This window comes from Amycolatopsis granulosa, assembly GCF_011758745.1.
In the GTDB taxonomy this organism is placed as follows: domain Bacteria; phylum Actinomycetota; class Actinomycetes; order Mycobacteriales; family Pseudonocardiaceae; genus Amycolatopsis_E; species Amycolatopsis_E granulosa.
The window spans coordinates 3,398,960-3,418,610 of sequence record NZ_JAANOV010000001.1; the positions used below are offsets into that span (position 1 = coordinate 3,398,960).

20 protein-coding genes are annotated in these 19,651 nt (G+C 70.7%); 8 read left to right on the forward strand and 12 right to left on the reverse strand.

From position 1 onward, the window contains the following. Positions 1–22: 22 nt before the first annotated feature. The 4 genes from FHX45_RS16535 to mug all read right to left on the reverse strand — a co-directional run bounded on the left by FHX45_RS16535 (position 23) and on the right by mug (position 4,112). Positions 23–430: a YciI family protein gene (locus tag FHX45_RS16535; RefSeq protein WP_167109074.1), complete on the reverse strand. Its 408-nt coding sequence runs from the start codon at positions 428–430 to the stop codon at positions 23–25. Positions 431–598: 168 nt separating this feature from the next. Continuing rightward, positions 599–2,455: an acyl-CoA dehydrogenase gene (locus tag FHX45_RS16540; RefSeq protein WP_167102373.1), complete on the reverse strand. Its 1,857-nt coding sequence runs from the start codon at positions 2,453–2,455 to the stop codon at positions 599–601. A 130-nt stretch (positions 2,456–2,585) separates the two neighbouring features. After that, on the reverse strand, positions 2,586–3,359 hold the full coding sequence (locus FHX45_RS16545; protein ID WP_167102376.1) for a response regulator transcription factor: 774 nt from the start codon (positions 3,357–3,359) through the stop codon (positions 2,586–2,588). A gap of 198 nt (positions 3,360–3,557) precedes the next feature. Next, the gene (gene mug, locus FHX45_RS16550) at positions 3,558–4,112 is read right to left on the reverse strand and encodes a G/U mismatch-specific DNA glycosylase (RefSeq protein WP_167102379.1); all 555 of its coding nucleotides are present in this window, start codon (positions 4,110–4,112) and stop codon (positions 3,558–3,560) included. Between mug and FHX45_RS16555 the strand changes: the two genes are divergently transcribed. From FHX45_RS16555 to FHX45_RS16565, 3 genes are all read left to right on the forward strand, one after another. Further along, positions 4,111–4,479, forward strand: a complete 369-nt coding sequence (locus FHX45_RS16555; protein WP_167102382.1) for a VOC family protein — start codon at positions 4,111–4,113, stop codon at positions 4,477–4,479. The two genes, mug and FHX45_RS16555, sit on opposite strands and share 2 nt — an antisense overlap. A 142-nt stretch (positions 4,480–4,621) precedes the next feature. After that, positions 4,622–5,611 carry a methyltransferase gene (locus FHX45_RS16560; protein WP_341771492.1) on the forward strand — a complete coding sequence of 330 codons (990 nt, stop codon included), beginning with the start codon at positions 4,622–4,624 and terminating at the stop codon, positions 5,609–5,611. Positions 5,612–5,709: 98 nt separating this feature from the next. Continuing rightward, on the forward strand, positions 5,710–5,892 hold the full coding sequence (locus tag FHX45_RS16565) for a hypothetical protein (protein ID WP_167102385.1): 183 nt from the start codon (positions 5,710–5,712) through the stop codon (positions 5,890–5,892). On the opposite strand, the gene FHX45_RS16570 is transcribed toward FHX45_RS16565, so the two are convergent. Beyond that, positions 5,827–6,456, reverse strand: a complete 630-nt coding sequence (locus FHX45_RS16570) for a VanZ family protein (RefSeq protein WP_167102388.1) — start codon at positions 6,454–6,456, stop codon at positions 5,827–5,829. The genes FHX45_RS16565 and FHX45_RS16570 overlap by 66 nt on opposite strands. A gap of 184 nt (positions 6,457–6,640) precedes the next feature. On the opposite strand from FHX45_RS16570, the gene FHX45_RS16575 reads away from it, so the two are divergent. Further along, positions 6,641–8,341, forward strand: a complete 1,701-nt coding sequence (locus FHX45_RS16575; RefSeq protein ID WP_167102390.1) for a bifunctional metallophosphatase/5'-nucleotidase — start codon at positions 6,641–6,643, stop codon at positions 8,339–8,341. On the opposite strand, the gene FHX45_RS16580 is transcribed toward FHX45_RS16575, so the two are convergent. Further along, entirely contained in the window at positions 8,331–9,056 is a 726-nt protein-coding gene (locus FHX45_RS16580) for a flavin reductase family protein (protein WP_424923810.1), read from the reverse strand. The two genes, FHX45_RS16575 and FHX45_RS16580, sit on opposite strands and share 11 nt — an antisense overlap. Before the next feature lie 158 nt (positions 9,057–9,214). Here FHX45_RS16580 and FHX45_RS16585 point away from each other — a divergent pair, with 158 nt between their 5' ends. The 3 genes from FHX45_RS16585 (at position 9,215) to phoU (ending at position 13,848) form a co-directional block, all read left to right on the forward strand. Further along, the gene (locus tag FHX45_RS16585) at positions 9,215–9,937 is read left to right on the forward strand and encodes a GGDEF domain-containing protein (protein WP_341771493.1); all 723 of its coding nucleotides are present in this window, start codon (positions 9,215–9,217) and stop codon (positions 9,935–9,937) included. Between the two features lie 1,362 nt (positions 9,938–11,299). Beyond that, on the forward strand, positions 11,300–13,105 hold the full coding sequence (locus tag FHX45_RS16590; RefSeq protein WP_424923811.1) for an LCP family protein: 1,806 nt from the start codon (positions 11,300–11,302) through the stop codon (positions 13,103–13,105). Positions 13,106–13,182: 77 nt separating this feature from the next. Continuing rightward, positions 13,183–13,848, forward strand: a complete 666-nt coding sequence (phoU, locus tag FHX45_RS16595; RefSeq protein WP_167102396.1) for a phosphate signaling complex protein PhoU — start codon at positions 13,183–13,185, stop codon at positions 13,846–13,848. 8 nt (positions 13,849–13,856) lie between these two features. On the opposite strand, the gene FHX45_RS16600 is transcribed toward phoU, so the two are convergent. The 3 genes from FHX45_RS16600 to FHX45_RS16610 all read right to left on the reverse strand — a co-directional run bounded on the left by FHX45_RS16600 (position 13,857) and on the right by FHX45_RS16610 (position 15,842). Next, entirely contained in the window at positions 13,857–14,498 is a 642-nt protein-coding gene (locus FHX45_RS16600; protein WP_167102399.1) for a GTP pyrophosphokinase, read from the reverse strand. A gap of 22 nt (positions 14,499–14,520) precedes the next feature. Further along, the gene (locus FHX45_RS16605; RefSeq protein ID WP_424923812.1) at positions 14,521–15,429 is read right to left on the reverse strand and encodes an EamA family transporter; all 909 of its coding nucleotides are present in this window, start codon (positions 15,427–15,429) and stop codon (positions 14,521–14,523) included. A gap of 107 nt (positions 15,430–15,536) precedes the next feature. After that, positions 15,537–15,842: a putative quinol monooxygenase gene (locus FHX45_RS16610; protein ID WP_167102402.1), complete on the reverse strand. Its 306-nt coding sequence runs from the start codon at positions 15,840–15,842 to the stop codon at positions 15,537–15,539. A gap of 148 nt (positions 15,843–15,990) precedes the next feature. Between FHX45_RS16610 and FHX45_RS16615 the strand changes: the two genes are divergently transcribed. Then, complete coding sequence (locus tag FHX45_RS16615; RefSeq protein WP_167102405.1) at positions 15,991–16,854, forward strand: helix-turn-helix domain-containing protein; 864 nt, start codon at positions 15,991–15,993, stop codon at positions 16,852–16,854. 78 nt (positions 16,855–16,932) lie between these two features. Here the strand turns inward: FHX45_RS16615 and pstB are convergent, their stop codons facing one another. From pstB to pstC, 3 genes are read right to left on the reverse strand one after another with little or no spacing between them, the layout of a single operon-like run. Then, positions 16,933–17,709, reverse strand: coding sequence for a phosphate ABC transporter ATP-binding protein PstB (gene pstB, locus FHX45_RS16620; protein WP_167102408.1), 777 nt, complete (start codon positions 17,707–17,709; stop codon positions 16,933–16,935). 10 nt (positions 17,710–17,719) lie between these two features. Beyond that, positions 17,720–18,646 carry a phosphate ABC transporter permease PstA gene (gene pstA / locus FHX45_RS16625; protein ID WP_167102411.1) on the reverse strand — a complete coding sequence of 309 codons (927 nt, stop codon included), beginning with the start codon at positions 18,644–18,646 and terminating at the stop codon, positions 17,720–17,722. Then, positions 18,646–19,569 (reverse strand): phosphate ABC transporter permease subunit PstC, encoded by a 924-nt coding sequence (gene pstC, locus FHX45_RS16630; RefSeq protein WP_167102414.1) that lies wholly within the window; start codon positions 19,567–19,569, stop codon positions 18,646–18,648. The genes pstA and pstC overlap by 1 nt, the downstream gene beginning before the upstream one ends. Positions 19,570–19,651 lie beyond the last annotated feature (82 nt).

A 19,651-nucleotide genomic window follows, 5' to 3' on the forward strand; every position in this document is an offset into this window, starting at 1 on the left:
GCGCCCCCGGCCATCGGCGCGGTCACTCGGTGATGGTGGGCGGCTCGGTCAGGAAGGGACGCAGTTCGAGCCATTCGTGGATCGGCTTGCCGCCCGCGCCCGGTGCCGCGGACAGCTCACCGGCCAGTTCGACGGCGCGGTCGTAGCCGTCGACGTCGATCACCATCCAGCCCGCGATGAGGTCCTTGGTCTCGGCGAACGGGCCGTCGGTGACCGGCGGGCGGCCCTCGCCGTCGTAGCGGACCCAGGTGCCCTCCGGCGCCAGCGCCTGCCCGTCGACGAACTCGCCGGTCGCCTCCAGCCGGTCGGCGAACTCACGCATGTACTGCATGTGCGCCGAAATCTCCGCCGGCGTCCACCGGTCCATCGGCACGTCGTTGACCGCAGCCGGCGCGCCGCGGTAGTGCTTGAGCAACAGGTACTTGGCCATCGTGATCTCCGTGTTCGTCTCGGTGTGGTGCGAGCCGTTCTGGTCGCGTTCACTCCGGGGACGGAGCGTGTCACGGGATCTCGACATCGCGGCCGGAATTTCTCCCTGGACGTGTGAAGGGCCCTGCACCCGCGGGTGCAGGGCCCTTCGCCAGGTACCGGTGGAGGGTCAGAACGCCGCTTCCGGGAGCTCCATCAGGTCGTTGTCGGCGGCCTCGATGATCGCCCGACGGGCGGTCAGCTCGGGCAGGACGGTCTTGGCGAAGAACGACGCCACCGCGATCTTGCCCTGGTAGAACGCCTGGTCCTTGGCCGGGGCACCGTCCAGCTTGGCCAGCGCCACCTCGGCCTGGCGCAGCAGCTGCCAGCCGACCAGCAGGTCACCCGCCGACATCAGGAAGCGCACCGTGTGCTGGCCGACCTTGTACAGGTTCCGCACGTCCTCCTGCGACGAGGTCAGGTAGCCGATCATCGCGCCGAGCATGCCCTGCACGTCCTCCAGGGCACGCTTGAGCAGCTCACGCTCGTTCTTCAGCCGGGCTTCGGACTCGGACCCCGTGTTCTCCAGGAACCGGCTGATCTCGTTCGCGATGTAGCCCAGCGCCTGGCCCTTGTCGCGGACGATCTTGCGGAAGAAGAAGTCCTGCGACTGGATGGCCGTGGTGCCCTCGTACAGCGAGTCGATCTTCGAGTCGCGGATGTACTGCTCGATCGGGTAGTCCTGCAGGAAGCCGGAGCCGCCCAGGGTCTGCAGCGACTGCACGAGCTGCTCGGTGGCGCGCTCGGAGCCGACACCCTTGACGATCGGCAGCAGCAGGTCGTTGACCCGCTCGGCCAGCTTGAGCGACTCGGGGTCGACGCCGCCTGCCTCACCAACCCATACCTGGTCCTGGAACGAGGCGGTGTACAGGTACACCGCCCGCAGACCCTCCGCGTACGCCTTCTGCAGCATCAGCGACCGGCGCACGTCCGGGTGGTGCGTGATGGTGACCCGCGGCGCCGTCTTGTCGGTCATCTGGGTCAGGTCCGCACCCTGCACGCGTTCCTTGGCGTACTCCAGCGCGTTCAGGTAGCCGGTGGACAGGGTGGCGATCGCCTTGGTGCCGACCATCATCCGGGCGTACTCGATGACCTGGAACATCTGCGCGATGCCGTCGTGCACCTCGCCCAGCAGCCAGCCCTTGGCCGGGGTGCCGTGCTGGCCGAAGGTCAGCTCGCAAGTGGTGGAGACCTTCAGGCCCATCTTGTGCTCGACGTTGGTGACGAAGACGCCGTTCCGCTCGCCGAGCTCACCGGTGTTGGTGTCGAAGTGGAACTTCGGGACGAGGAACAGCGACAGGCCCTTGGTGCCCGGCCGCGGCTCGATGCCCGGTCCCTCGGGACGGGCCAGCACCAGGTGCATGATGTTCTCGGTCATGTCCTGGTCGGCGGAGGTGATGAACCGCTTCACGCCGTCCAGGTGCCAGCTGCCGTCCTCCTGCAGCACGGCCTTGGTGCGGCCCGCGCCGACGTCCGAACCGGCGTCCGGCTCGGTGAGGACCATGGTGGCGCCCCACGCGCGCTCGATCATGATCCGCGCCCACCGCTTCTGCTCCTCGGTGCCGTTGCGGTCGAGGATCATCGCGAAGTTCGGCCCCGCCAGGTACATGAACAGGGCCGGGTTGGCGCCGAGGATCAGCTCGGCGGCGGCCCACTGCACGGTCGGGGGCAGGCCGAGGCCACCGAGGTCGTTGGTCAGGCCCAGCCGCCACCACTCGCCGTCCCAGAGCTGCTGGTAGCTCTTCTTGAACGACTCGGGCAGCTTCGCCGAAAACGTCTTCGGGTCGTAGACCGGCGGGTTGCGGTCGGCGTCGGCGAAGGACTCGGCCAGCGGGCCGACGGCGAGGTTGTTGAGCTCGTGCAGCGCGCCGCGCGCGGTCTCCTCGTCGGAGTCCGCGAGGACCCCCTTGCCGAGGCGCTCCTGGACGTTCAGGACCTCGAACAGGTTGAACTCGAGGTCTCGCACGTTGGACTTGTAGTGGCCCATGTCGTCGCTCCGTTGTCGATCGGGTTTCCGGCTGGGCGCATGCTGGTCCCCTACTGGCCGGTAACATCAGGATATTACCTGTGGGTAACCGCGGCAAGTGAATCCAGCCGGTTGTGACGCACGAAATCCGCTACCGGGAGCGGTACTCCACGACCCCGGGAGCGGCCGAGCCGGGCATGAGCCGCTGGTCCGGGCCGTCGTCGGGCTGGGCGACGAGGATGCCGCCGCGGAAGGCGATCGTGACCGCGTGCGTGCGGTCCCGGGCGTTCAGCTTGCGGAGGATGCTTTTGACGTGCGTGCGCACGGTCTCCACCGACAGGTAGAGGATCTTGGCGATCCCGGCGTTCTCCAGGCCTTCCGCCACGAGCTGCAGCACCTGGTACTCGCGGCGGGACAGTGGCATCTGCGCGCGGCGCACCGCGGCGGCGCTGGCCGACTGCCGGGCCGCCGAGACCAGCGTGGCCAGGGAGGGATCGACGTAGCGCCGGTCCAGGTAGGCACGCCGGATGCCGTCGATGAGCCGGCGCGGCTCGGCCGAGCGCGGGATCGCGGCGTGCACCCCGGCGGCGATGACGTCGTGCAGGAAGGCGGGTGTCCGGTTGGCCTCCCGGACCAGGGCGATCACGATGAGGGCCGGGTCACCGGCGATGAGCAGCCTGCTCAAGTGACCGTGCGGGTCGAGGCCGGAGTCGACGAGGATCACGTCGGGGTGGATCTGCTCGGCCAGCTGCAGCGCCCCGTGCGGGTTGATGGCCTGGCCCGCCCAGTGCATCCCCTGCGTGCGCTGCACCAGTCCGGACAACCCCTCGCGGTAGATCGGCACCGGGTCGACAGCGGCGACACCCACGCTCCGGCCGGACGGTGGTCCTTGCGGAACTCGGGTGGGGTCGTTACTGCGCGTCATCACGAACTCCGTCTCGGCAAGGCCGATCGTGGGGGGCACGCACAGCCCGGGCGGTCCGCTCCCTCAACGTTCCGCCTGGGCCAGTGTGGCGCCTCGACCCGATCCTCCCTGCTGGAACCGGCCACGACCGACACCCGTCAATTGTGTGACCCGGGAGGGCCGTCCGCGTGACGCGGGTTCACCCGCATGTGTCGCGAACTACTCTGAGTAAACCGCCTCGTGAAATTCGGCGAACGCCTCGCCGAGTGTCGCGGGGGTCCAGTGGGCGTTGAGGCCACTGGGATTGGGCAGCACCCACACCCGTGTGGCGCCGATCCCGCCGGGCTGCCGGCCGAAGGTCGCCTTCGGGTGGCCGAACGCCGTCCGATAGGCGGTGATCCCGACGACCGCGAGCCAGCGCGGCCGGTAGCGGGCGACCGTCGTCCGCAGCCGGGCGCCGCCGGCCCGGAGTTCGTCGGGCGTCAGCTCGTCGGCGCGCGCCGTGGCCCGGTTCACCACGTTCGTGATGCCGATGCCGAGGCCGAGCAGCGCCGCCTGCTCGCTCGGGTGGAACCGGCGTGGGGTGAAGCCGCCCGCGTGCAGGGCGGGCCAGAAGCGGTTACCGGGACGGGCGAAGTGGTAACCGGTCGCACCGGAGTACAGACCAGGGTTGATACCGCAGAACAGCACGTCCAGGCCGGGTGCGAGCAGGTCCGGGATGCTCGTGCCCGCCGCGGCGGCGAGCTGTTCGGCGGTGGGGCGGGAGGAATCCATGCGAAGCCGGATCCTAGCCGTGGCGGTGGACTGCCACGACACCGAAGCGCTCGCGCGGTTCTGGTCGGCCGCGCTCGGCTACGAGGTGGTCAAGCGCTGGCAGGACAGCAAGGGCGCGGAGTACGTCGACATCGGATCCAACGGCCAGTGGCAACTGGTGTTCCAGCCCGTCGGCGAGGACAAGGTGGTGAAGAACCGGCTGCACCTGGACCTCGTCCCGGTGGAGGGGTCCCAGGCCGACGAGGTGACGCGGTTGACGGAGCTGGGCGCACGGGTGCTGTCCGACGACCCGGAGCTGCCGTGGGTGGTGCTGGCCGACCCGGAGGACAACGAATTCTGCGTGCTCCCGCCGCGGCAGGAGGGCTAGGCTGCCTCGCGTGTTCTGCGTGTGCGTGGCCCTGGACTGGTGGGCGCCGTCCCCGTGACGGCCGTTGTGATCCCCACTTCGAGCCGTCTTCGGACGGCCGTACCCGCACGTCCGGAGACGGCTCCCCACCCAGGAGCCCCTCGTGGAACACCTCATCGAAGTCGGCGCCGGCCTGCGCGCCGCGGAAGCCGTCCGCCTCGCGTCGCAGGGCGCGAGCCTGCTGTGGCGCGATGACTTCGCCGCCGCGCGCCGCCTGCTCGCGGCGATGCGCAAACGCTTGCCGGACCGGACCGCGGACTTCTACCGCTACCGCCAGTCCCGCCGAAACCGGGCACGCGTGCTCGGGAAACTGCTGGTCGAGGTCGGCGCCGACCTGCGGATCGACCTGCCGCGCGCCCCGGAGACCCGGGCGGCGATCCAGGCCGCGGGGGGCCGCCCCGGGCTGGTGCCGCTGACCACGGTGCTCGGCATGCTGAGCGCCCACCAGTGGCGGCTGACCGGCGTGCCGGTCGAGGCGCTGGGCGCGCGGATCCACCCGCACTACGGCGTCTTCCCGCCCACCCGGCAGGAGTACGTGTCGCTGGTGGCGCGGGCGCCACTGGCCCGGGTGCGGACGGCGTTCGACATCGGCACCGGCACCGGGGTGCTGGCCGCGGTCCTGGCGCGCCGCGGGGTGCCCGCCGTGGTGGCTACGGACGTCTCCCCGGCCGCGGTCACCTGTGCCCGGGAGAACCTCGCCCGCCTCGGCCTGGACCGGGTGCGGGTGCTGCCGGCGGAGCTGTTTCCGCCAGGCCGGGCGGATCTGCTGGTGTGCAACCCGCCGTGGCTCCCCGGCGCGGCACACTCGCCGCTGGACGCCGCCGTGTTCGACCCGGGGTCGCGGATGCTGTCCGGGTTCCTCGCCGGTGCCGCCGCGCACCTGACCGACGGTGGCGAGGCCTGGCTGGTCCTGTCCGACCTGGCCGAACTCCTCGGACTGCGCACCCGCGCCGACCTGGCGGCGCACTTCACGGCGGCCGGCCTGACGGTGGCCGGCCGCCTGGACATCCGGCCCGCGCCGCGCACGGGCACGGACCCGCTGAGCCGGGCCCGCTCGCGGGAGGTGGTGTCGCTGTGGCGCCTGCGGCGGTGAGCACTCGCCACAGGGCCTCCGCGCGAAGGTGGCGGAATCGACACAAGGCGAGTACGGTATGTGATCTGCCACACAAGCACGACGCCAAAGGAGGCGGCGTGGAGTACGCGATCGTCCTCGGGCTCGTCGTTCTGGTCTTCCTCGCGGCCGCCGCGGTAGTCACGTGGGAGGACCGCCGGGCGGCCAGGCGCAAGGCCCACCAGCGGGCCGCGGCCCTAGCGCGCCTCGGCGAGGTGGACCCGCTCGCGCCGCGGCGGCTGGCCGAACGGCTGGACGGCTGATCGCAGCACCAGGAACAGCGTGGCGGCGATCCAGCCGAGTGCGGCGCCGGTGGTGTTGCCGATCAGGTCGTCGACGTCGAAGATCCGGTACTGGTGCGCGGCGGTGCCGAAGTTCGCGGTGAGCTGCGTGATCTCGACGGCCAGCGAGACGGCGAACCCGAGCAGTACGGCTCCGGTGAACCCACGCTTCCACAGCACCCGGGCGAACAGCCCCAGCGGCACGAACAGCAGCACGCTCATCGTCATCCGTTCGAACGCCAGCGTCGACAGCGCGTGCACGCCGCCCTGCACGGCTTCCCGCCGTGCGTCGGCGACCCACCGGAACGGCGTGAGCTGGATGTTCTGGGCGAGCCCGCGCGCGCCGGCCGCCGGCAGCGGCAGGAACGTCACCGCCAGCGCGAACGATCCGTAGCCGGTCACTGCGGCGGTCCGGACGAGACGGCGCGGGTGGACGCGTCCGAACCGCACGTACGGCAGCACCAGCTGCGGGACCAGCACCGTTCCCCAGACCGCGAGGAACCCGATCAGTCCGAAGTGGAGGGCGGTGGTCCGCGCCGTCGTCATGCGCCGACGATATGGCCGGCAAGGGGCCCGCCGGATCAGCCGGAAAGCCGGAGCGAGGGTCTCTCATCTCGGCCGGATGACCGATGCCGTATCGGACTCTTCACCGGCCTTCCACCTTTCGGACCTGGTGATCGTTGCGCGGCGAAGGTTAGATCGCGCCGGTATGCCCCGTATCGGAGGAACGATGTCCCCTTCACCTCGCGTGCTGCGACGATGCGTTGCGGCCACCGCCGCGGCGCTGGCCGCCGTCACGGTCGCGGCAGCGCCCGCGTCCGCCGCCGCCCGACCGGCCACCACCACCGACGTCCGGCTGATCACCTTCAACGACTTCCACGGCAACCTCGAACCGCCCGCCGGCTCATCGGGCCGGGTCACCCTGCCCGGTGGCGCGACAGTGACCGCGGGTGGCGCCGCCTACCTCGCGACGCACGTCAAGCAGCTGGAGAGCGAGGTGAGCAACTCCCTGCTGCTGTCCGCCGGCGACAACATCGGCGCGTCGCCGGTTGCCTCCGCGCTGTTCCACGACGAGCCCACCGTGGACTTCCTCAACGAACTGGGTGTCCAGGCGTCCGTCGTCGGCAACCACGAGTTCGACGAGGGCTACCGGGAATTGCAGCGGATGCAGTTCGGCGGCTGCCACCCGACCGACGGCTGCCAGTTCCGCGACACCTACACCGGCGCCAGGTTCCCGTTCCTCGGCGCCAACGTCGCCTTCGACAACGGCGCGCCCGCGCTGCTGCCGTTCACCGTGAAGGTCTCCGGCGGCCAGCCGATCGGCATCATCGGCGCGACCCTGAAGGACCTGCCCACCGTCGTCTCGGCCGAGGCGATCAAGGGCCTGGAGTTCGGTGACGAGGTCGAGGCCATCAACCGCACCTCAGGCTGGCTCGACCGGCTCGGCGTCAAGGCGCAGGTCGTGCTGCTGCACCAGGGCGACAACTCCACCGGCGGCCCCGACGACTGCCGCGTCAACGCGGGCCCGGCCACCCGGATCGCCAAGAGCGTCTCCGCGAGCGTGGACGCGATCTTCACCGGCCACAGCCACCAGCAGTACAACTGCCAGATCGCGGACCCGGCCGGCAACCCGCGCCCGGTCGTCCAGGGCCTGTCGTTCGGCCGTCTGCTGTCGGTCGTGGACCTCAAGATCGACAAACGGACCCGGGACGTGGTGCGCAGCGCGACCGTCGCGCACAACGAGGTCGTCACCCGCGACGTCACCCCGGACCCGGCGGCGGCGAAGCTGGTCGGCGAGGCCGTGACGAAGGCGGCGCCGATCGCGAACAAGCGGATCGGCACGATCACCGCCGACCTCAAGGCGGCCGGTGCGGCGTCGGGCGAGTCCACGCTCGGGGACGTGATCGCCGACGCGCAGCTCGACGCCACCGCGGCCAACGGCGCGCAGATCGCGATGACCAACCCGGGCGGTATCCGCGCGGACCTCACCTACGCGTCCTCGCCCGCCGGCGAGGGCGACGGCGTGGTCACCTACGGCGAGGCGTTCACCGTGCAGCCGTTCGCGAACATCATGCAGACCATCACGCTGACCGGCGCGAACCTCAAGAACGTGCTCGAGCAGCAGTGGACCGCGACCGGCACGCGGGTCCTGCAGATCTCCGCGACCCTGCACTACACCTATTCGGCGTCCGCGCCGATCGGCTCGAAGGTCTCCGGCATCACCGTGGGCGGCAAACCGGTCGACCCGGCGGCGACCTACCGCGTGTCGGTGAACAACTTCCTCGCCGGGGGCGGCGACGGCTTCACCGAGTTCACCAAGGGCACCGACCTGGCCGGCGGCCCGGTGGACCTGGACGCGCTGATCGCGTACTTCGGTGCGCACTCGCCGGTCGCGCCGCCCGCGGCCGACCGGATCACCGTCACGCCATAGGCGTCATGCTGGGCGTGCGGCCGTACGGTTCCGCCGGCCGCACGTCCAGTTCCCGTCGCGCCCGGTCGACGTCCGGGCTGCGGTAGAGGTGTTCCGGGATCTGCGCCAGTTCGGAACGGCGCAGTTTGCCGCCCAGGCCGTAGAACTCCTGGAAACTCATGATCAGCGGCCGCCACCGGTCCGGGTCGATGCGGTCGGTGGTGCCGGGCAGCCGGATTTCCGGGTGCACGTGCACCTTCCGCACCCGCACCTCGAAGCACAGGATGTTGCCGCACTGGTCCTCGTCGTCCGCGGCGATCGGGTGGATCGCCTCGACCACGGTTTCCATCGCCACCGGGCATTCGGCGACGCGTGGTGGCGCGACCGTCGACGACGGCACCGGCGTCAGGCCGGCGAGGGAGAACTTGTCCGGCTCGTAGCGATATCCGCGGCGCAGCTTGGATTCCGGCACCGGGGTCGTCCCGGTCGTGCGGGCGAGGCGGTCCACCGCGTCCGCCTGGTGCGCCGACGGCAGGTTCAGCACGCATTCCCCGGTGCGCCGCAGGTTCCGCACGGTCTGCGAACTGGCGCCCACACCGATCACCCCGCGCCAGCCCAGCCAGAACGCCGACGAGATCGGGGCGAGGTTGGGGTTTCCGTCCGCGTCGGCCGTGCTGACGAGCACCACCGGCGTGCCGAAGTACAGGATGTTCGGCTCGATTTCCACGTGTGTCACGAGTCCAGCTTCCCGAGCGGCAGTCCAGGCGGCTGGCGGAAAACGGACACGTCGTTCGCCCCCGGTCGTCACATCGAGCGATTTCCGTGCGCGCCAGTACCAATTCCTCAAGCCACGCCGGCAAGCGGACGAAGACTGGGAGTGAGGAGGTGAAACGGGTGACCGCACGGCGGGCGCGGCCGGATGAAGCCGACCTGCTGAGTCTGCACGAGGCCATCGCGGAGCTGCACGCGTCGCAGGGCGACTTCCGGACGGCCTACGAGCACCTGCGGACCGCGCTGGGTATCGCGGTCAGTTCCCGTTCGCCCATTCCCGAGCAGCTGCGCCGCGAGTTCGACCAGCTCCGCCGCGAACGCGCCGAGGCCCGTGAGGACAGCCTGCGCGACGCGCTGACGGCCGTCTACAACCGGCGCTACCTGGACAACCGGCTCGCGGACCTGCTCGGCGACGCGCGCACGCCGCTGGCGGTGGCGTTGATCGACATTGATTTGTTCAAACGCGTCAACGACACGTTCGGTCACCTCATCGGCGACCAGGTGCTGCGACGGGTCGCGGAGCTGTTGCGGGAGGGCGTGCCGGCACCCGGATTCTGCGCGCGTTACGGCGGCGAGGAGTTCATGCTCGTGCTGCCCGAGGTCCAGCCCGGTACCGCGCTGCGGATCGCCGAGTTCGCCCGGCGGCGGGTGGCGCAACATCCCTGGTCGGAGATCTGCCCGGGGCTCGGTGTGACGGTCAGCGTCGGGTTGTCGCACCAGCCGGTGAGCGGGCCGGAGCAGCTGCGGATGGCGGACGACCTCCTTTACGCCGCCAAGCACGCGGGGCGCAACCGGGTGGCTTATCGGGAACGCGGCGGCGTCCGCGTCCTCGAGCACTGTCCGTAATGACCGGAGTGGGATTCCCCGTTTTGCCGGTGCGCCGCATCACCCCGTTTGTCGCACTCGACCCGCTTTGCCGCACGCTAGGTAAAAAATTCAGCAGGAGGGTGTCGTCAGGATCCAAGAGTATCTCTACGATAACGATGCTCGCCGTCCCGGCGATGATCACTGAGACGGTCCCCTCCCGGCGGGCCGGCGTGACCGACGGAAGGAGACCGGGTGCCAGACGACCACGCCGAAGGCCCCGGTCACAGAGCCGACGACGACGGTTCCACCGGTCGGCGCCGCCGGCGTTCACTGGACTCGCAGGGCGGTATCAACGTCTCCGACCTGGTCGCCCAGCACACCGGCTACCGCCCTCGCTTCGACGCCACGCGCGGCAACGCGCACACCGCGCCGACGGAACAACCCCAGCCGGCGGCTCGTCGCGCCACCCCGCCCGCCCGGCCGGAGCCCCGGGCTCCGGAGCCGCCGCCGCAGCGCCGCGCTGCCGCGGCGGGCCGTCCCGCGACCGGAGCGGCCCCGACGCAACAACCCCGCCGGACCGCCCCGCCGCGCCGGAGCACCCCGGCCCCGCCGACGCGCCCTGCACCGGAGCCGCCGGTCGTAGCCGAGCCGCCCGGTGCGGCCGAGCCGCGGCACGCCGGTGGACTCACCGAGACGCCGCAGCGCTCCGCGCGCCCCGAGGCGACCGGCCGGCACGCGACTGGTTTCGCCGAACCGCAGCCATCCACCCGCGCCGATGCCCCCGGCCCGCACCCGAGCGGTTTTGCCGAGCGTCCGCCGGTGACCGGTGCCGAGGTCCCCGGCGCGGAGCCCCACCATCCGAGTGGCTTCGTCGAGCGTCCGCCGGTGCACGGCACGGGGGCTGCGCCGGGCGTTCCTGGTGCCGAGCCGCGCCATCCAAGCGGGTTCGTCGAGCGTCCGCCGGTGAACGGTGCCGAGGTTCCCGGTGCCGAGCCGCGCCACCCGAGCGGTTTCGCCCCGGCGCCGCCGGTGAACGGAGCAGCGGCTGGGCCGGGCATCCCCAGCGGGGAGCCGCGCCATCCGAGCGGCTTCGTCGAACGGCCGCCGGCGAACGGAACCGCAGCCGCGCCGGGCGTTCCTGGTGCCGAGCCGCGCCACCCCAGCGGTTTCGCCCCGGCGCCGCCGGTGAACGGTGCGGACGCCCCCGCCGCCCCGCTCCGCCGCCCGAACAGCGCTCCGGATGCGCCACCGCCCCCGGCACGCGTGGACGCACCCGGCCCCCACCCGAGCGGCTACGCCAAGGCCCCGCACGTGACCGGCGCCGACGCTCCCGTCCGCCCCGCGAGCACTGCCCGAAGCGAACCCCGCCACCCGAGTGGGTTCGTCCCGGCACCGCAGCCGGTGAACGGCGCCGACGCGCCCGCCCCGCATCCCAGCGGCTTCAGCGAGCTGCCGCTCGCGAACGGCGTCGAACACGCCCCCCGCCACCCGAGCGGCTTCCTGGCCGCCCCGCCGCCGGCCGGCCGCGAAGACGGGCGCCACCCGAGTGGCTTCGCCGAGCCGCCCGGGGACGACGCCGACGATCGTCCGGGCGGGAATCCGCTCGAGACGTCCCAGCCGTCCGGCCGGGCGGAGCCTCCCCGGGCTCGTCCCGGGCCGGCCACGCCCCCGCCCGCCAACCGGCGTCCCGGCGACGATCCGGAGCCGGCCGCGTCCGACGCGGCCGCCGAAGCCACCCAGCTCGCGGAGGCCGTGGGACGGCCGAACGGACCCCGGCGCCCGCCGCGCGCTCGCCCGGTGACGCCAGCCGACCGGCTGACCATGACCGACGAGCTGGAGCCGGTCGGGGACCACACCAAGGTCCGCCGCAAGATCGACAACACCCTCGCCCGGTTCGCGGCCGCCCATGAGGAGCTCGCCGCCGAGGAGGCCAAGCGCCAGGAGCGCCGCGAGCGGCTCATCGCGCGGCCGGTGGCGCTCATCGAGCAGACCCGCACCCGTCTGCAGCGCGTCGTCGCGCCGGTCAAGAGCGCCGACGACGAGCAGGCCGCGCCGCAGACGCGCCTGCAGGAGAAGAAGCAGCGCCGCAGCGAGCGGTCGATCCGCATCACCCGCATCGCCTGCGCCGTGCTCGCCGGCTTGATCTTCCTGGCCACCGGCGCGCTGTGGGGCACCAAGACCTGGTTCAACAGCAAGTTCACCGAAATCGCCGCCCTCGACGAGAACTCGTCGGACATCCAGAACGCGGCCGGCCAGACCGGCGACGAGAACTTCCTCATCGTCGGCTCCGACACCCGCGCCGGCGCCACCGCGGAGGAGAACGTCGGCGACGCCGACGCGGTGGGCGGCGCCCGTTCGGACACCGTGATGCTCGCCCACGTGCCGGCCGACCGGAAGCGCGTGGTGGTCGTGTCCTTCCCGCGCGACCTGGAGATCTCCCGCCCCGCGTGCGAGCGCTACGACGCGAACACCGGGCACTACACCGCCGAGGTCGTCCCGGCGGCGACGAAGGTGAAGCTGAACACCGCCTACGCGGTCGGCGGCCCCAAGTGCCTCACCAAGTGGGTGCAGCAGCTCACCGGGATGCGCCTCAACCACTTCGTGGGCATCGACTTCGGCGGGTTCAAGGACATGGTCGACGCCGTGCACGGCGTGACGGTGCACGTCGACAAACCGATCAAGGACTCCGTGCTCGGGATGGTGATCTCGCAGACCGGTGACGTGACGATTTCCGGCGACCAGGCGCTCAGCTTCGTCCGCGCCCGTCACGTCCAGGGCGACCCGACCTCGGACTACGGCCGGATCAAGCGCCAGCAGGATTTCATCTCCGCGCTGCTGCGGAAGGCGATGTCCCAGGGTGTCATCACCGACCCGACCCAGCTGACGAACTTCGTCACCGCCTTCGCCCGGGCCACCTTCGGCGACAACATCGGCGTCGACCAGATGCTCACGCTGGCCCAGTCGATGAAGGGCCTGGACCCCAGCAAGCTCACGTTCCTCACCGTGCCGACCACGGGTGAGTCGAACGCCCGCGGCAACGAGGTGCTGCTGGAGACCAAGTCGCGGGACCTGTTCCACGCGTTGATCGACAACACCCCGCTGCCCGGTTCGCCCGAATACGAAGCCGCGCACCCGTCGTCGACCCCGATCCCGTCCCCGACACCCACCCCGGCGAAGTCGACACGTTCGCGCTCGTCGGACTCGTGACAACTCGTTAGCACTGGTTCATGCTCGGTTCACTTCGCGATGCGGCGATTGCCCTGATCGGGTCGTAGAGTGTGGCCATGCGCGAGGCTTACCACGTCGAACTCGAAGACCTGGCCGCGAACCTGGCGGACATGTCGCTCCAGGCCGCGGCCGCCATGCAGAAGGCGACCCAGGCACTGCTCGAAGCCGATCTGTCCCTGGCCGAGCAGGTGATCGGCGACGACCAGAAGATCGACGACGCCCGCGCCGAGAGCGAGGAGAAGGCGTACGCCCTGCTGGCGCTGCAGGCGCCGGTCGCGACGGACCTGCGGACCGTGCTGGCCGTGATCCACGCCGCGGAGAGCCTGGAGCGGATGGGCGACCTGGCCCTGCACGTCGCCAAGGCCGCCCGCCGCCGGCACCCGCAGGCCACGTTGCCCGAGCCGGTGCGGGAGTACTTCGCCGAGATGGGCGAGCTGGACGTCCGGCTCGCGGAGAAGGTCGCCGACGTCATCAAGAGCCGGGACGTCGAGACGGCCCGTGCGCTGGAGGAGGAGGACGACCGCGTCGACGAGATCCACCGCCACCTGTTCACGGTGATCATGGACAAGGAGTGGCAGCACGGGGTCGCGGCCGCGGTCGACATCACGCTGCTCGGCCGGTTCTACGAGCGCTTCGCCGACCACGCGGTGTCGGTCGGCAAGCGGATGGTGTTCGTGGCGACCGGCAAGATGCCGGGCTACGCCCACGACGAGGAGCTCTGAAACACGGACTAGGACTGACCGCCCGGTAACCGCTGGTGCAGGGCGGTCATCCGGGCGTCCAGGTCCGCCGCGGTTTCCGCCGCCGCACGCAGTTCGTCGGCGAAGTCGGCCGGCGCGGTGCCGGCGTACTTGTAGAACAGCTTGTGCTCGACGGCGGCCCAGAAGTCCATCCCGACCGTGCGCATCTGGATCTCGACCTTGACCCGCTCGACCCGGTCGGACAGGAACACCGGGATCCGCACGATCAGGTGCAGGCTGCGGTAGCCGTTCGGCTTGGGCGCGGCGATGTAGTCCTTGGTCCGCACGATCTCGACGTCGTCCTGACGGCCGAGCATCTCGGCGACCAGGTAGACGTCGGGCACGAACGGGCACACCACGCGGATGCCGGCGACGTCCTCGATGTGCTCGCGGATCGTCTCGACGCGCGGGTCGAGCCCCTTGCGGGCCAGCTTGTCGAGGATCGCCTCCGGCGACTTGACGCGGCTCGCCAGGTGCTCGATCGGGTCGTGCTGGTTCGCGAAGTCGAACTCCTCGGACAGGATCCGCAGCTTGGTCATCAGCTCGTCGATGCCGAACTTGTAGACCATGAGCTCACGCTGGAGCGCCCGGAGCAGCGCGGCCGAGCGGCCGACCTCGTCGAGCACGGTCATGCGACCAGCCTACCCAGCGGGTTCAGGGTGCGTCCCGCACCGAGCGGGTGGCCCCGATCGAGGCCGCGACGACGCAGCAGATGGCGAGCCACTGCAACGGGTGCAGCGCCTCCCCGAGCACCAGCAGCCCGGACAACGCGGCGACGGCCGGTTCGAGGCTCATCAGGATGCCGAACACCCGCGGCGGGATCTTCCGCAGCGCCTCCAGTTCCAGCGAGTACGGGATGACCGAGGACAGCAGCGCCACGGCCAGCCCGATGAGCAGCACCCACGGCGACAGCAGGTTCACGCCGCTTTCCACGACGCCCACCGGCATCACCGCGACGGCGGCGACCGCCATGCCGAGCGCGAGGCCCTTGCCCTCTTCGGTGCGCTTGCCCAGGGACGCGGACAGCAGGATGTACAGGCCCCAGCAGGCGCCCGCGACCAGTGCGAACAGGATGCCGAGCAGCGAGAGGTCGCCGCGCGTCTCGGCGAGCAGCACGACACCGCCCGCCGCCAGCGCCGCCCACAGCACGTCGAGCCAGCGCCGCGAACCGGCCAGCGCGACCGCGAGCGGCCCGAGGAACTCGATGGTGACCGCGATGCCCTGCGGGATGCGCGCGAGGGCCTGGTAGAAGGTCACGTTCATGGTGCCGAGCACCACGCCGTACGCGATGACCACCGGCAGCGCCCGGCGGCCCATGCGCAGCACCGGACGCCACACGAGCAGCAGCACCAGCGCCGCGAAGAACAACCGCAGCGTGACCGTGCCGGCCGGCCCGGTGCTCGCGAAGAGCTGCTTCGCGAGCGAGGCGCCCACCTGGACGCTGACGATGCCGATCAGCACCTGCAACGGCGGCGGGATGGCCCCGAGTGCCCGCCCCGCCGCCGCGAGCACCCGGGGTTTCGGCAGTCTGCCGCCGACGCCTTCCACGTGAACCTGAACCACGTCTGAAGACGCTAGCGGCCGTCACCGACAGTTCCCAGCGGATCCGGGGCAAGTGCTACGCAGGCCACCCCCGGGGTGTGAGTTCCGGTGGACGCCCGGTCACTCGTTCAGTCCTGGGCGGGGACGTCGGTCAGCCGGCGCAGGGTGAACGGCTCGGCGAGGATCTCCTCCAGGACCTGGGCGACGTGGGTGAAGTGCGGCAGCGAGAAGTGGTAGTCGAGCGCGGCGCTGTCGGCCCACTCCTCGACGATGACCATGCGGCTGGGGTCCGCCGGGTCCGCGTAGGGCTGGTAGCCCAGGCAGCCTTCCTCGGCGAGCGACGGGGCGATCATCGCGGTCAGCTCGTCGCGCAGGCGCTGCTCCTGCCCGGGCTTGGCGGTGAAACCGGCGACGATGGTGAGGGTGTTCGACATGGTGGAATCTCCTGATCATCCGGGGTGAACGAGATCCATCCTGCGGCGCGTGCCCGCACGGGCCCAGGGCTCCGTGCGGCCGGGGTTCACCGAGCCTGGGTCTGCCGGGACCAGGCTCCGCAGCGGCGTTCTCGCGGATACTGGGGACATGGACCGCGCACAGCAGCTCACCGAGTTCCTCCAGACCCGGCGCGCCCGCCTGAGCCCGGACGAGGCCGGTGCCACCACCTTCGGGGGGCGGCGGCGCGTGCCGGGCCTGCGCCGGGAGGAACTGGCGCTGCTCGCCGGGGTGAGCGTCGACTACTACACCCGCTTGGAACAGGGCCGCGCCCGCAACGTCTCCGCCGACGTCCTGGACGCCGTCGCCCGCGCGCTCCGCCTCGACCCGGACGAAACCGCTCACCTGCACAACCTCGCCCAGCCCGGTGCCACCCGGAAACGTCCCAGCCGGCCCCAGCAGGTCGGTCCCGAGATGCGCCAGGCGCTGGAGGCACTGACCACGGCCCCGGCCTACCTGATCGGACGGCGCCTGGACGTCCTGGGGTGGAACGAGCTGGCCCGCCTGCTGGTCGCCGACTTCCCCGCGCTGCCCGCCGCCGAGCGGAACATGGCCCGGCTGGTCTTCCTCGACGACGCGGCCCGCGACCTCTACCCGGACTGGGAGAGCAAGGCACGCGACACCGTCGCCAACCTCCGGTTCGACGCCGGCCGCCACCCCGATGATCCCCTGCTGGCCGCACTGGTGGGTGAGCTTTCCCTGCACAGCGCCGACTTCCGCCGCCTGTGGGCCGGCCACGCGGTGCGCGGCAAGACCCGTGGCCGCAAGCGGTTCGCCCATCCCCTGGTGGGCGAGCTCGCCCTCGACTACGTCGCGATGCGCGCCCCCGATGATCCCGACCTGACCATGATGATCTACAGCGCGCCCGCGGGTTCCGACACCGCGACCGCTCTCCAGCTCCTGGCCGGCCTCGCCGCGCCGGCGGATCCGCGGACCCTGCCCAGCCGCACCTGATCCGCTGCCGGAACCCGGCGGAGACGACGAGACCCCCACAGCGGGGCAGAGCCGTGGGGGTCGTCGTCCGCGGGAAGATCAGCCGAACCGGCCCGAGATGTAGTCCTCGGTCGCCTTCTCGCTGGGGTTGGAGAAGATCTTCTCCGTGTCGTTGATCTCCACCAGCCGTCCCGGCTGGCCGACGCCCGCCAGGTTGAAGAACGCCGTCTGGTCCGACACCCGCGCCGCCTGCTGCATGTTGTGCGTGACGATCACGATGGTGTAGTCCTTCTTCAGCTCGGCGATGAGGTCCTCGATCGCCAGCGTCGAGATCGGGTCCAGCGCCGAGCACGGCTCGTCCATCAGCAGCACGTCCGGCCGCACGGCGATGGCCCGCGCGATGCACAGCCGCTGCTGCTGGCCGCCGGAGAGGCTGCCGCCCGGCTTGTGCAGCCGGTCCTTGACCTCGTTCCACAGGTTCGCGCCGCGCAGGGCCCGCTCGGCGATCTCGTCGAGCTGCTTCTTGTTCTTCGTGCCGGCCAGCTTGAGCCCGGCCACCACGTTGTCCCGGATGGACATCGTGGGGAACGGGTTGGGCCGCTGGAACACCATGCCGATGGTGCGGCGGACCTGGACCGGGTCCACCGAGGACGAGTAGATGTCCTCGCCGTCCAGCAGCACCTGCCCGTCGGCCCGCGCGCCCGGAATGACCTCGTGCATCCGGTTCAGCGTGCGCAGCACCGTGGACTTGCCGCAGCCGGACGGGCCGATGAAGGCGGTGACGTTCCGCGGCGGCACGGACAGCGTGACGCTGTCGACGGCGTGGAACTTGCCGTAGTAGATGTCGAGGTCCTTGACGTCGATTCGCTTGGCCATTGCGGAACGCTCACTTCTTCTTGGGGGCGACCATGCGGGACACCACCGTGGCGATCAGGTTGATGAGGGCGATGATGAGGACCAGCGTGAGCGCCGCGCCCCAAATGCGGTCGAACCCGACGCTGCCCGGCTCCATGGAGTTGGTGGCCCGCTCGTTGTTCATCAACAGCGGCAGCGAGGCCTGGTTGTTGCTGAACAGGTCCCAGTTGGTGTAGGCGGAGTAGCCGACCAGCACGAGCAGCGGCGCGGTTTCGCCCATGACGCGGGCGAGCGCCATCATGATGCCGCTGATGATGCCGGACAACGCGGTCGGCAGGACGATCTTCATGATCGTCTTCCACTTGGGCACACCCAGCGCGTAGGACGCCTCACGCAGGTCGTCCGGCACGATCCGCAGCATCTCCTCCGCGGACCGCACCACGACCGGGATCATCAGCAGCACCAGTGCCAGGGACACCGCGAACCCGCTGCGCGGCAGGCCCAGCGTGGTGATCCACAACGCGTAGATGAACAACGCGGCCACGATCGACGGCACACCCGACAGGATGTCCACCATGAACGTGGTGATCCGCGCGAGCCGGGTGCCCCGGCCGTACTCGACCAGGTAGACCGCGACGAGCAGACCCAGCGGCACCGAGATGATCGCGCACATCAGACCCTGTTCCAGGGTGCCGATGATCGCGTGCAGGGCACCGCCACCGACCTCGTCGGACAGCACCGACCCGAAGTCCTGGCTCCACCAGTTGGTGTACGGAATGCGCTTCACGCCGTTCGAGATCACCGTGAAAAGCACCCACACCAGCGGTGCGACGGCGATCAGGAACGACAGCCACACGAGCACGGTGGCGAGCGCGTTCTTCGCCTTCCGGCCGGGGCTGACCTGCTGGAACGCCGGCGGCGAGGCGAGGCGTTCGGTTTCCGAGAGCGTGCTGGTCATCAGTCCGCCTTCCGCTCGCCGATGATGGACCGGCCCGCGAGGTTCACCGCGAACGTCAGCACGAACAACACCAGACCGGACGCGATGTAGGCACCGGCGGACCTGGGGTTGTTGAACTCGGCGTAGTTCGCGGCGATCTGCGACGCGAACGTCGCGCCGCCGTCGTTGAGGCTCCAGCCGAACGTCTTGCCCGCCGGGATGTAGAGGATCACGGTGAGCGCGATCGTCTCGCCCAGCGCCCGGCCGAGACCGAGCATCGAGGCGCCGATGTAGCCGGACTTGCCGAACGGCAGCACGGTCGTCCGGATGACCTCCCAGCGGGTGGCGCCCAGCGCGAGCGCGCCTTCGATCTGGGCGGTCGGCGTGCGCTCGAACACCTCGCGGGACAGCGAGGTGATGATCGGCAGCAGCATCACCGCGAGCACGACGCCGGCGGTGAAGATCGTGCCCTGGAAGTTCGGGTAGACGTTGCCCGAGCCGAAGATCGGGATGAACCCCAGGTTCTTGTTGAGCCATTCCGCGATGGGCGCGAGCTTCGGCGCGAACACGAGGATGCCCCACAGGCCGAAGATGATCGAGGGCACCGCGGCCAGCAGGTCGACGACGTAGGCGAAGGGCCGGGCCAGCCGGCGCGGCGCGTACTGGGTCAGGAACAACGCGATGCCCAGGGAGATCGGCATCGCGATGATCAGCGCCAGCAGCGACGTGTAGATGGTGACCAGCAGCAGGTCCAGGATGCCGAACCGGAGGTGGTTCGGGTCGCCGGTCTGCCAGGTGCGGGCGGTGAGGAAGTTGAGCTCGTTCGCCTTGAGCGCCGGGATCGCCTGCACGATCAGGAAGACGCCGATCAGCCCGATGAGCGCGACGACGAAGACGCCCGCCCCGGTCGTCAGGTTCTTGAAGATGCGGTCGCCGGGCCGCACCTTGGCGGTCCGGTTCGGTGTGGCCAGTGCCGAGGGGTTCTCAGTGGCCGGTGGTTGCGCCGTAATCGGGGGCCTCCGGGAG

Bases quoted from the DNA above. Each gene is read 5' to 3' on its own strand.
- FHX45_RS16535 (WP_167109074.1), bottom strand. From the start codon at position 430: ATGGCCAAGTACCTGTTGCTCAAGCACTACCGCGGCGCGCCGGCTGCG.
- FHX45_RS16540 (WP_167102373.1), bottom strand. From the start codon at position 2,455: ATGGGCCACTACAAGTCCAACGTGCGAGACCTCGAGTTCAACCTGTTC.
- FHX45_RS16545 (WP_167102376.1), bottom strand. From the start codon at position 3,359: ATGACGCGCAGTAACGACCCCACCCGAGTTCCGCAAGGACCACCGTCC.
- FHX45_RS16555 (WP_167102382.1), top strand. From the start codon at position 4,111: ATGCGAAGCCGGATCCTAGCCGTGGCGGTGGACTGCCACGACACCGAA.
- mug (WP_167102379.1), bottom strand. From the start codon at position 4,112: ATGGATTCCTCCCGCCCCACCGCCGAACAGCTCGCCGCCGCGGCGGGC.
- FHX45_RS16570 (WP_167102388.1), bottom strand. From the start codon at position 6,456: ATGACGACGGCGCGGACCACCGCCCTCCACTTCGGACTGATCGGGTTC.
- FHX45_RS16575 (WP_167102390.1), top strand. From the start codon at position 6,641: ATGTCCCCTTCACCTCGCGTGCTGCGACGATGCGTTGCGGCCACCGCC.
- phoU (WP_167102396.1), top strand. From the start codon at position 13,183: ATGCGCGAGGCTTACCACGTCGAACTCGAAGACCTGGCCGCGAACCTG.
- FHX45_RS16600 (WP_167102399.1), bottom strand. From the start codon at position 14,498: ATGACCGTGCTCGACGAGGTCGGCCGCTCGGCCGCGCTGCTCCGGGCG.
- FHX45_RS16610 (WP_167102402.1), bottom strand. From the start codon at position 15,842: ATGTCGAACACCCTCACCATCGTCGCCGGTTTCACCGCCAAGCCCGGG.
- FHX45_RS16615 (WP_167102405.1), top strand. From the start codon at position 15,991: ATGGACCGCGCACAGCAGCTCACCGAGTTCCTCCAGACCCGGCGCGCC.
- pstB (WP_167102408.1), bottom strand. From the start codon at position 17,709: ATGGCCAAGCGAATCGACGTCAAGGACCTCGACATCTACTACGGCAAG.
- pstA (WP_167102411.1), bottom strand. From the start codon at position 18,646: ATGACCAGCACGCTCTCGGAAACCGAACGCCTCGCCTCGCCGCCGGCG.